General features: G+C 42.9%; 5 protein-coding genes, 2 tRNA genes and 1 pseudogene. 3 read left to right on the forward strand and 5 right to left on the reverse strand.

Features of this window, described 5'->3' with window-relative positions; all coding sequences use genetic code 11:
* Positions 1-215: pseudogene (locus BLW60_RS15875) on the reverse strand (GNAT family N-acetyltransferase); the annotation flags it as partial.
* 196 nt (positions 216-411) lie between these two features.
* Here BLW60_RS15875 and BLW60_RS15880 point away from each other — a divergent pair.
* Positions 412-639 (forward strand): hypothetical protein, encoded by a 228-nt coding sequence (locus BLW60_RS15880; RefSeq protein ID WP_074719124.1) that lies wholly within the window; start codon positions 412-414, stop codon positions 637-639.
* Positions 640-846: 207 nt separating this feature from the next.
* Here the strand turns inward: BLW60_RS15880 and BLW60_RS15885 are convergent.
* Positions 847-922, reverse strand: a tRNA-Lys gene (locus tag BLW60_RS15885).
* A 176-nt stretch (positions 923-1,098) separates the two neighbouring features.
* Here BLW60_RS15885 and BLW60_RS15890 point away from each other — a divergent pair.
* A tRNA-Arg gene (locus BLW60_RS15890) sits at positions 1,099-1,175 on the forward strand.
* 124 nt (positions 1,176-1,299) lie between these two features.
* Here the strand turns inward: BLW60_RS15890 and BLW60_RS15895 are convergent.
* Entirely contained in the window at positions 1,300-3,627 is a 2,328-nt protein-coding gene (locus BLW60_RS15895) for a glycoside hydrolase family 3 N-terminal domain-containing protein (RefSeq protein ID WP_074719125.1), read from the reverse strand.
* A gap of 388 nt (positions 3,628-4,015) precedes the next feature.
* Here BLW60_RS15895 and BLW60_RS15900 point away from each other — a divergent pair, with 388 nt between their 5' ends.
* The gene (locus BLW60_RS15900; protein ID WP_074719127.1) at positions 4,016-7,426 is read left to right on the forward strand and encodes a carbohydrate binding domain-containing protein; all 3,411 of its coding nucleotides are present in this window, start codon (positions 4,016-4,018) and stop codon (positions 7,424-7,426) included.
* Positions 7,427-7,570: 144 nt separating this feature from the next.
* Here the strand turns inward: BLW60_RS15900 and BLW60_RS15905 are convergent, their stop codons facing one another.
* Both BLW60_RS15905 and BLW60_RS15910 read right to left on the reverse strand, forming a co-directional pair.
* Entirely contained in the window at positions 7,571-9,574 is a 2,004-nt protein-coding gene (locus BLW60_RS15905; RefSeq protein WP_074719129.1) for a SpaA isopeptide-forming pilin-related protein, read from the reverse strand.
* Positions 9,575-9,793: 219 nt separating this feature from the next.
* The coding region (locus BLW60_RS15910) for a polysaccharide deacetylase family protein (protein WP_175460963.1) at positions 9,794-12,269 on the reverse strand (2,476 nt) is incomplete at its 5' end.

Here is a 12,269-nt window from a genome sequence, read left to right on the forward strand (position 1 = left end):
TCCGAGAATATGACGGCTGCTCCCACAATATCTTTTCCTATCATTGCCTGATACAAATGCCCCTCTCGAGCCATTTGTTTATGCCATTCTACTGAATCATATTCAGGCGGACAGTCGCCTTTTGTTCCGCCAACATTTACGTCTGTTTCAAATGCTCTGACAGACATGTCTACAATTGTTTTTACCTGTTTTTCTTCTGCTATGACAATATTCATTCTACTTCCTCGATCTTCTTACAAACTCCGATTTATCACAGTTCCCTGCTTACTATCCATATTATACACTGCACTGTCGTCCAAAGTCAAGGATACATATAGGGAATACAGCTAATTGAGCATTTCTTTTTCACGTATTTACATTATAGCGTTGATATGGTATAATAGGTTACAAGAAACGAATAAGGAGCTATATATGGGACAGAAAGATATTATCGACAGGGGCACTTACCGAAAGATCAAGAAAATGAACCGAGAGGATCTTACAAAGTTCATTCTCCAGTACGGGGATCAGTTGCTCGGAGAACAGGGCAAAACAATTGATCTTCCTGCTCTTGAAGCGGAACTGAGCAAAATCAAAGGTATCGGTAGTAAGCGACTTGAGGAGATAATGGTTGTTATAGAGAAATTCTTGGAAGAATAGATAAATCAAAAATTTATGGGACGGCATGAAGTCGTCCTTAATTATTTAATAATGACTATAGTCCGTGTGACACTCGTGTGACAAACGGTAAATTTTCAACTGATTTCATGCAGATTTATTTTTAAAAACGCAGTTTGAATCAAAAGCAAAACAAACGAAAAATGCCGATATTCCAAGAATTTCTCGAAACACCGGCATAAATAAAAGTGGTGAGACATGAGGGATTTGAACCCTCGACCCTACGCTTAAAAGGCGTATGCTCTACCGACTGAGCTAATGTCTCACAACAAAATTAATTATACCAAATTAGTGATGAGTTGTCAAGCAGTTTTTTGTAATTTTAAGTTTGAGCTAATTAATCAAACCTTGCTACATATTTTTAGTGCAAAATGACGTTTTTTGATTTGGTGCTTGACTTTTACTGCTGTACATGATATAATATTTAAGTCGTCAAGAGATGTGCTTGTAGCTCAGCTGGATAGAGTGACTGGCTACGAACCAGTAGGTCGGGGGTTCGAATCCCTCCAGGCACGCCAAAAAAGCCTCACGTTTATTCGTGAGGTTTTTTGCTTATTCTACTCTGTTTTTATATACATAATCTGCATAAAAGTATAATAGTCGTAAGGATACAAGTATTCTTACGACTATTTTTACATACCTTTACCGTTTCAAATGACGCATCTGATGCAATATATTCATGAATTCGGCATACGCTTCATCAGAACAGCCTGCATTTCTCAGCATTTTTCCTACACTGTCAATCGGTGTATACTGATATGTGGTGAGAACATTTTCCCATGAAAGATCATGATTTGTCATAAAATTCCGCAAAGCTTCCCGTAATTCAGATGTTTCATATATCTCCTTGATACTTGTATTATCGCCCCAGCTGTATGGCGATTCTCCGTCATAACGAAGTACAATATCAAATTGCTTACGCCATTCGATCGAACCTACGTCCTCAACTGTTGCATTCAAAACATACTCACCGTCCTCAAGTGTCCATGTGTTTATATTTGGATCCCAGCTTTCAAAGGCGCGTTGCTCAACGTGCATACGTACTGTCACAGTCTGATGTGGCTCGATATATACTTTCTTAAACGCACATAGTTCACACACTGGTTTTATCAGAGTCGATATGGGATCATGGAGATATACCTGAACAACAGTCTTTCCTGCAACACTGCCTGTGTTTTCAACCTCCACAAGAAGATCAATACCACTTTCTATATCGCCTTTTTCTACACGCAGATCACGAACTGCAAAAGTTGAATAGGATAATCCGTATCCGAAATATGTCGAAACAAAATCAGTTTCACTATTACGATGCTGTCTTGTTGCATAATAACGGTAGCCGACATAAATCCCCTCACCATATGTAACTACCATACCGTCGCCAGGAAAATTCAAATATGTAGGCATATCATCTTCGCAGTACGGAATAGTCAGAGGCAGACGACCTGACGGATTGACCTTTCCGCAAAGTATATCTGCAAGTGCAGCAGCTCCCTGCATACCGGGAAGTGATACCCAGAAAGCCGAATTCCAGTTGCCTATCCCCCATTCCGTAACAGGTCCTGACACATTCAATATCAGCACAGAACGCATCTTTTTCTGTGCTGCGTATGCAGCAAGTTTGCTCATACGTATCTGTTCATCATGGTCAATGCATAATGTTTTTCTATCATTTCCCTCCTGTCCCGACACATTAAGTACATATATCAAAGTATCGGCTTCATCAAACAAATCTAGCCGTACATCTGCAAAGCGTTTGCTGAGTTCAGTGTAAAAGCTTGTATTACGATCAGTTTTAACATTCGCGCTTCCCTCACCGCAGACCAACAGTTCACCTTTCATTGTCCCCATTAATGCGATTTTTGATGACACTGGCAGCGGACAGCATTTTGCTGCACATTCACTTGTGTATGCAGTATTACGCAGCATGACTATACCTTCCGCAGCCGTCTGATATGCGGCTTTATCTGTCATTTCACGGTCGATATGTCCTGTCGGCGGCAACGCATACTTTCTCGCAAGAGCGACAGCTCGTTCTGCTGATCTCGCAAGCTTTTTCTTATCAAGTGTTCCCTCTTTTAGTGCGCTTTGAAGCGGTTCTGACGAAACAGGCCCTGGCATATTCACATCGCAGCCTGCATTTACAGCTCTGTCTGAATGATATACTGCACCCCAGTCGCTCATGACAAGTCCATCAAATCCCCACTCGTCACGAAGCAGATCTGTAAGCAGCCATTCATTTTCAGTACACGGTACGCCATTGATCTGATTATAAGCCGCCATAACTGTCGCGCAGCCTGATCTAACACAAGCCTCAAATCCGGGCAGATATAGCTCATGCAATGCTCGCTCGGAAATTATCTCGTTTATGCCCTGACGATTTGTTTCCTGATTATTAGCAGCAAAATGTTTGACATTTGCTGCAACGCCCTGCGACTGCACACCTTTGACAATTTCGGGAGCAAGTTTAGTGATAAGGTATGGATCTTCGGAATAGCCCTCAAACAAGCGGCCTGCTCTGAGGTCTCGGTGAAGATTGATATTTGGCGTTCCGAGCAGAACATGGATACCATATGCACGAGCCTCATGCCCGAGTGCCTGTCCGACCTGATAAACTGTTTCGGGATCCCATGTCGCACCAAGCAGCATACCGGGCGGATAACACCCCGGCGCAGTCATTTCCGGGATAATCTCACGAAGCTGAGTGCTTAGCCAAATGTAGAGCTCACGTTCTTCCGAAGTTTCGAGCAGATCAGGCTGATAAAAATTCTCAAGTACTTTGCGGAATACAGCAGTACCTTTCTGCGGATGTGCTGCTTTATCCATAAGATCGCCGAAGAATTGCTCAAAATTAAGTCCTGTTCCGCCGTCAAGCATCTGTATGCGAGGAACATCTTTTTGCGGTATTTCTCCCATGCCGAAAAAAGACTGTCCATTGACCATTAAGATCTGTTCATCAGTTGTCAGGTCCATACTAAAGCTCCTTTCCAAAAAAATGATAATATAAGTTTAAAATAAATATAATTTTATTATATCATGAGAGCACATCGTTTTCAATACAATATTTTCTGTATCATCTGAGATGTTTATCATATTAGCATATCTTACTGTGCAATATTTATCTCTTTATTTGCAGCATTTAAAGTACAAATACAGCCGAAACTTCGCTATTTTTAGGATATGATCTTATATTAAAGCTCTCTTTATAATTGTTATATTATTTTTATTATGTTAAATATATCATTTTGTCCACCTTTTATTGTTTTTTTACGTTGACTAATTATTGAAAAAACAATAAAATATAATTAGCTCCAAATTTTGGGATATTAATAGGAGCAAGTCAAATTATAGGAGGATGTTTATGAATTTTACAAAAAAGCTCAAAACTGTGTTATCAACAGTTTTGGCAGGCGCGATGCTGGTCAGCACTGCTTCGGTATTTCCGTCATCAGCACCGCTTGAAGCTGATGCGGCAAGTGCTTGCAACATCAACACAAACAAGGAATACCAGACCATTCGAGGCTTTGGTGGTATGAACCACCCTGAGTGGCAGAGCTACAATGCTCAGAACGGTGCTCCCGGAGATATGACCGAAGCACAGGTGCAGACTGCTTTCGGCAACGGAGAGAACGAACTCGGACTCACTATACTGCGTATCTTCGTCAGTGACGATAAGAACGCATGGAAGAATGCAATTCCTACAGCTCAGCGTGCTCAGAAGCTTGGCGCAACTGTATTTGCTACACCGTGGAACCCGCCTGCTTCAATGAGACAAAACGGCAACGGCGGACCTACAGGCGGTCAATATGTATTAAAGCAGGGTGCAGAAGCACAGTATGCTCAGCACCTTAATGACTTCATAAAATACTGTGACAGTCAGGGCGTACATCTTAACTCTATCTCAGTTCAGAATGAGCCTGATTACTCCAGCGAGTGGACATACTGGTCACCTGATCGCTGTGCCACCTTCCTTGCTAACTATGGTAAGGCAGTAACAGCAGGTACGACAACAAAGATGATGTCACCTGAGACTTTCCAGTACGGAAAGAGCTACTATAATGCTATCCTTAACAACGCTAAGGCTCTTGCAAACTGTGATATGTTCGGTACACATTTCTACGGAACACAGCGCAGCCAGATGGACTTCCCTGCTCTTGAAAACAGCGGCAAGGAAATATGGATGACAGAGGTATATGTTCCTAACAGTGACAACAACTCCGCTGACCGCTGGCCTGAGGGCGTAAAGGTCGCTGAGAATATCCACAACGCACTCGTTGTCGGAAACATGAACGCTTATGTATGGTGGTATATACGCCGTCAGTACAGCCCTATGTGGGATACAGGCAAGATCTCAAAGAGAGGCTATGCTATGGCACAGTTCTCCAAGTGGGTACGTCCAGGCGATGTTCGTATCGACGCTACAGAACAGCCTGACAGCAATATCCTCGTATCAGCTTATAAACACAGCGATACACAGATATCTATCGTTGCTATCAATAAGGGCAGCAATGAGATCAACCAGTCCTTCAATGTAAGCGGAAGAACTATAACAAACGTTAACCGCTACAGAACATCAGGAAGCGAAAACATCGCAAAAACTCTTAATATGAATGCAAGCGGCTCTTCATTCAATGCACAGCTCCCTGCAAACAGCGTTTCTACATTCGTTGTAAGCCTCGTAAGCGACGGCAAGGGCTTCGAGGGCGGCAAGGATCCAGTACCTCCCGAGCCTATCGAGCCCGATGCTAATGGCTACTACTATCATGATACATTTGAAGACGACAGCAACGGTTGGGAAGGCAGAGGCGGTGCAACTGTTACTACAGGCGGCTCGGCTTATGCAGGCAGCAAGGCACTTACAGTTTCAGACAGAAGCAGTGCATGGCACGGTGCTATGAAGTCTCTTGACTCATTAACATTCAAGGGCGGTCAGGAGTACAGCTTCAGTGTAGCAGCTTCAGGTTCGGGCAATATGATGCTCTCACTTGAATACAAGAATACTGAAGGCGAAACAAGCTACGCTCACATTGCCGACGGTGTTTCATCAGGCAATTATGTGCAGCTTTCAAATGCAAACTATAAGCTCCCTGAGGGATCAGGATATATCCTCTACGTTGAAACAGAGGAAGGCACAGATAATTTCAGTATTGATGAAGCTATCGTTGCAAAGGCAGGCGTTCAGATCGACGGACCAAAGCCTGTTGTTACCACTACAACGACGACAACAAAGGTAACAACTACAACCACAACTACAACTACTACAGCTCCTACTGTTGTTACACAGGATCCTAAGGCTGCACTTGAAGCAAAGGTTTCAAAGTGGGGCGATGCAAACTGTGACGGAACAATTGATATGGGTGACGTAGTTCTTATCATGCAGTCACTTGCAAATCCTGATAAATATGCACTTTCAGAAAAGGCAGCTGCAAACGCTGACGTAAACCAGGCAGGCGGCGGTATTACAACAAACGACGCTCTTACACTCCAGAAATATCTCTTAGGTCTTGTGAATACATTGCCTGAGAGCTGGGCCAGTAGTGTGACGAATCCTACTGTAGTAACAACTACAACTAAAGCTCCTGAGGTCGCAACAACGACCACAACCAAAGCTCCTGCCGCAGAAAAGGTATACTTCAAGAGCTCATTCGATTCAAGCACAGACGGCTGGTCAGCAAGAGGCAACGCTTCCATTGCTGCAAGCAGTGACAGCTACTACTCAGGCAAGTCACTTTACGTTTCAGGCAGAACAGCTACATGGAACGGTGCAGCTTATACACTCGGTTCTGATTTCAAGGCTGGCGAAACATACAGCTTCAGTGCAGCAGTAATGCAGCAGTCGGGCAGTGCAGCTACGATACAGCTTTCTCTCCAGCAGGGCGAAGGCGATAACGCTACATACACATCTATCGCTAAGGCATCATGCAAAAGCGGCGAATGGACAAAACTCGAAAATACCTCATTTACAATTCCTGACAACTCAGGAGATATGATCCTTTATTTTGAAACAATACAGGATTCTGGCGACCTTATGGACTTCTATATTGACGATGTTGTTGTAGCATCTGAGGGTACAAAATCTTCTGTTGTAACAGGTCAGGGACACGTAGGCGAAGTAAAGACTCCCGAACCTGGAAAAGTAGATACTTCCAAGAAGCTCTGCGCAATCTCATTCGATGACGGTGCTTCTGCTACAACCACAAGCGATCCTGCATACAGGATCATCAACGCACTTGTTAAGAACGGCATGACAGCTACATTCTTTAATGTTGGCAGCTGGATCAAGACAAACGAGCAGATCAAGTATGAGTACGAAAAAGGTATGGAAGTGGCCAACCATACTCAGACTCATCCGCATCTCGGACAGCTTGGTTCAAGCCAGATCAGAAGTGAATGGGAACAGTGCAACAGCAAGCTCAAGAGCATTATCGGTACTGAACCTTCTCACCTTATGAGACTGCCTTTCCTTGAGAGCAATGCAACAGTACTGTCAGCTCTTAACGATGTACCGCTTATCAGTTGTGCTATTGATACAGGCGACTGGAACAACGCTTCCAAGGATCAGATCGTAAGCAAGATCAAGCAGGCTGCTCAGAATGGCACACTTGAAGGTGCTATCGTACTCTGCCACGAAAATTATGCAACAACAGCAGCTGCAATGGAAGAAGTACTTCCTTGGCTCGCACAGAATGGCTATCAGAATGTCAACATCTCTGATATGGCAAAGGCTCACGGCAAGACACTTGCAGGCGGTCAGGTGCATACAAAAGCTTGATCATAAAAATGGTCCTACCTTTCATGGTAAGTCATATTAAACTAAACATTACAAAAGCAGCCGTAAGAAATCTTACGGCTGCTTTTTATAGTTATTGCTTATATATTTTTTAATACATAGTCACTTCAGCACTTATAAATATGATCATTTTTCCTGAACATTCTTTATAAGTTCTTTTCTCAGTGTTATGAGATCGAAAACATCAATAATGCCGTCTTCGTTAAAGTCTGCATACTCCGGCTTATTTATTTTTGTATCCGAAACTGCAAGAAGCATTTTCTGTAAAAGCAAAAGATCTGCAACAGAAAGTTCGCTATCGCCGTTCAGATCGCCTTTCTTATAATCAAAAGGCATGAGCTTTATCGTAACGTCCTTGCTTTCTCCGTCCTTGTCAAAAGTTATGAATACAGGATCAGCTCCACCGTAGTGCTTACTGCCTGAACGACCGATAACAGCATACTTAACATATGGCTCAAGCTCTTTCACAGTAATGCTTCCGCTTTCAGGCATTTTACCGTATGCAGGCAAAAATCCGTTTTTAGTTTCCTCAATACCGATCTCTTCGACCACATCTTCATACTCTTCTGCAATACGAACTACTTTATATTCAACAGCATCAGCAGCCTTTCCTGTCACACCGTCAACTACCTGTAAATTAAGTGTACAGCTTGTATTTGGACCGTCCCATTTTTCAACGAAGAGACACGGCTGACCTACTGTCTTTCCGTCTTTGATCTCAAAATCAGTTGAAATACTCTCAGGTATAACAAACTCTTTTCCGAATATCTTACGAACAGCTCTTGCTTTCCACCCCTGATTATCAACGTGATGATATTTACTTCCGCTAAATGAGATCTGTACCCTATATTTTCCGTCGGGTAAGTGTAAATCATCAGTAACATCAAATCTGTCTAACTCTTCAGTAAACACACAAAGTGAATATTCAGCAGGATCCAATTCTTTATAGCCCTTATATGTGCCGTCAGCAGGATCAACGACAAGGTCAGTCCAGTCATATACTGCTACGTTAACATTAGGTCCGCTTTCATTGGGTACAGCTTTTATGACAACATTCTTTGTATCACCCAATTGCGAAAAATTGAAAGCTGTTCTTTTATCAATGTGATATCCCTCAGGAGCATCAATTATCTCTACCGCATACCACTGTAATGCACGAAGATCTTTAAAGCTTTTGACGGACTCGTCAGTTGTATCCCACTCGCCGATCACTTCATTATCCTTTGAATATATATCAGTTATAAACCTTGCCTTTACACCCTTTAAAGGCTCATTTGTATTAAAATCAACTATGGATATATTCGCTTTGCAGCCTTCTTTGATATGCTCAGCTACATCAGGCTTCATACGTACACATAACACTATGCCTTCTGTAAGCTTTCCGTCTACTACTTCAATATCAAAACAGCAGTTTTTATCGGGGAATTCAAAATCATAAAGCATATTCTTCGCTGTCTTGGCAAGATCAAATTCCTCGGTAATCAGCTCATAATAGCGATCTGTTGGTGTTACATTTATCTTATATTTCCCGTCAGGAAGGTACATTTCATAATTACCCCAGCCAAGTGTTTCTGATGTAAAGCGTTTGCCTTCCTCATCATATACAACAACTGAAAAGTAATCTTTATATTCCTTGTTTTCCTTAAACCAATTACCGTCATCAGTTGGAATGGCATTCGTCCAGTCTAACGCGTAAAAACTTACTCCTCTCTTTGCTGAATTCGGAACAGCCCTGATCACATAATCCTTGACTTCACCGCAATGATCAAATGAAAAGAATGATTGGCTCGGAACACTGTATCCGTCAGGGCGTTCAAGAATATTAATACTGTAAAGATCATCTGCATCAAGGTCAGTAAATGTCTTTACAGGTTCATCGGAAGTGTTCCAGCTGCCGTATCCGATACCCGTACCTAAAGGATTTTGTTCAAGCTGAACAGTTACTCCTTCAATGTTTTTTCCTGTGGTTATATCCACAAGAGAGATACTTACAGTGCAGTTGTCTTCATTCTCTGTTTGTACAAAATTTGCTTCCTCTGCTGCTGCAAAAAAAGCTGGTGTAAAAATTGATGAATTTGCTGCGGCAAGAACTATAGCTGTAAGTGCCGCAAAAAGCTTATTGATTTTCATAAGCTCCCCTCCTTTTATCTTATTACTATTAATATAACACTTTTCGCAAACATAGTCAACTAAAATTTGTATAGTATTATTATGTCAGCATTTATTAACGAAAAAAAAGCAGCCGATCAAACGACTGCTTTTGAGGGAATAAAAAATATGGAAAAATTTCAGCTGATATGCACCGACCATCAATGCGATGATCGGAACATATTTTACTGACTATTTCAATCAAGCTTTTGTATGGACCTGACCGCCTGCAAGTGTCTTGCCGTGAGCCTTAGCCATATCAGAGATGTTTACATTCATGTAGCCATTCTGAGCGAGCCATGGGAGAACCTCTTCCATAGCCTGTGCTGTAGCCTGATAGTTCTCGTGGCAAAGTACTATCGCGCCTTCAAGTGAACCGTTATTTGCTGCATTCTTGATAGTGCTTACGATCTGAGATGCTGAAGCACCATTCCAGTCCTGAGTATCGATCGCACAGCTGATAAGCGGTACATCGTTAAGAGCTGACTGTACTGTAGCATTGCTCTCAAGATACGGTAATCTCATAAGGTGTGAAGGCTCAGTGCCAATGATGCTCTTGAGCTTGCTGTTACACTGTTCCCACTCACTTCTGATCTGCTGTGCTCCAAGTGAACCAAGGTGTGGGTGAGTCTGAGTATGGTTAGCAACTTCCATGCCTTTTTCGTACTCATACTTGATCTGCTCGTTTGTCTTGATCCAACTGCCGACATTGAAGAAAGTAGCTGTCATACCGTTCTTAGCAAGTGCATCAATGATTCTGTATCCTGGATCAGACTTGCTTGTAGCTGATGCACCGTCATCGAATGAGATAGCGCAGAGTTTCTTGCCATTTGTTGAAGGCTTTTCAGGCTCCTTAACTTCACCGACATAGCCTTTACCTGTTACAACTGAGGATTTTGTTCCCTCGGAAGCAACGAGAACATTGTCTACATAGAAGTTCATAAGGTCACCTGAATCCTGAACTGTTTCGATATAGAGTATCATATCACCTGCATTATCAGGAATTGTGAAAGATGTGTTTTCAAGCTTTGTCCATTCGCCGCTCTTGCAAATCTCCTTAGCGATAGATGTGTATGAAGCACCATCGCCTTCGCCCTGCTGAAGTGACATCTGGATAGTTGCGCTGCTGCCTGATTGCTGCATTACAGCGGCACTGAAGCTGTATGTCTGACCTGCAACAAAGTCAGAACCGAGAGTAATAGCTGCGCCGTTCCACTCAGCAGATCTGTCTGTTACATAGAGTGACTTGCCATCGTAGTAGCTGTCTGAGCTGACTTCTACTGATGCAGCACCTCTTCCTGACCAGCTCTGAACGCCTGTATCGAATGAATTATCAATGTATGTCTTATTCTCTGCAACAGTAACAGTTGTAGATACAACAGATGTATTTGTAGTAGTTGTAGTTGTTACGATCTTTTCAGCTGTTGTTGTAGTTACCGCAGGCGGATTTGTAATACTATCTGCATAGCTCTCGGGTAGAGTCTTAACAAGACCTAAAAGGTGTCTCTGGAGAGCCTGTGCATCGTTTGTAGTAACGCCGTTTCCAGCCTGATATATATCAGCATTTGCAGAGCCTTTCTCGGAAAGTGCATACTTATTAGGATTAGCAAGTGCCTGCATAATAGCAACTACATCTCCCATGTCAACTGTATTATCACAGTTAGCATCGCCCCACATTGATACTTTTGCTTCAAGAGCAGCCTTAGGATCAATTGTTGTTGTCACAACAGGAGCTGCTGTAGTGGTGGTTGTAGTTGTAGTAGTAGTTGTCGTTGTAGCAGTTGTCGTAGTAGTTGTTGTAACTACGGAAGTCTCATTTCCCTTGAATACATATCTGAAGAATGTATAAAGATGAGGCTTAACTGACTCTGCGCCGTGTCCGCCGCCGGGAATTGACTGGTAAACGTGCTCAACGCCGTTTCTTGTAAGGATATCACTATACTGCTTAGGGAATGTACCAACAACTGAATCGTTTGTACCGCCTGTGATCATGAATACAGCAGGCTCAGGTCCAACATCTCTGAACTTCATTTCACTTTCCTGCATACAGCCCGGGTGCTGCATATACATATCCGAACCGGGTGTGATACCGGGAGCAGGGCAAGCACCGCCTACGTAACCAAATACGTCAGGACGCATAAGTCCGCAGTAGATAGCCTCACGACCGCCCATTGAGAATCCTGTGATAGCTGTATTCTCTCTGCCTTCTGCTACAGAGTAGTTCTCCTTAATGAAAGGAAGAAGGCTGTCTGTTACATCGTAGAGGAAGTTATCGTACTCAGCGCAGGTCTGCTGGTTGATACCGCTCGGACCGCTCATTGTCTTACTTGTGAACATATTTGGAGTCACAACAATGAACTCCTCAGCTTTACCGCTGGTCATAAGACCTGTCATAAGCTCCTGTACGCCCATACCGCTTACCATGTCGTTTTCACTGCCCATGATACCGTGAAGAACAAACATTACAGGATACTTCTTGCTTGAATTATAGTTTGGAGGCAGGATTACGTTACAAGTCTTCTGTTTGCCTGTGTATTTGCACATATAGGTCTTTTTCTCGACCTTGCACTGACTTGTCTTTTCAACGCCGCTTGGAACGGTTGTAGGCATATCGTTCTTGATCTCAGCATTGAGACCTGACTTAGCATTGCCGCCGTTACCTGCGTCACTGCCGATC

The organism is Ruminococcus flavefaciens, assembly GCF_900108555.1.
Classification (GTDB): Bacteria; Bacillota; Clostridia; order Oscillospirales; family Ruminococcaceae; genus Ruminococcus; species Ruminococcus flavefaciens_P.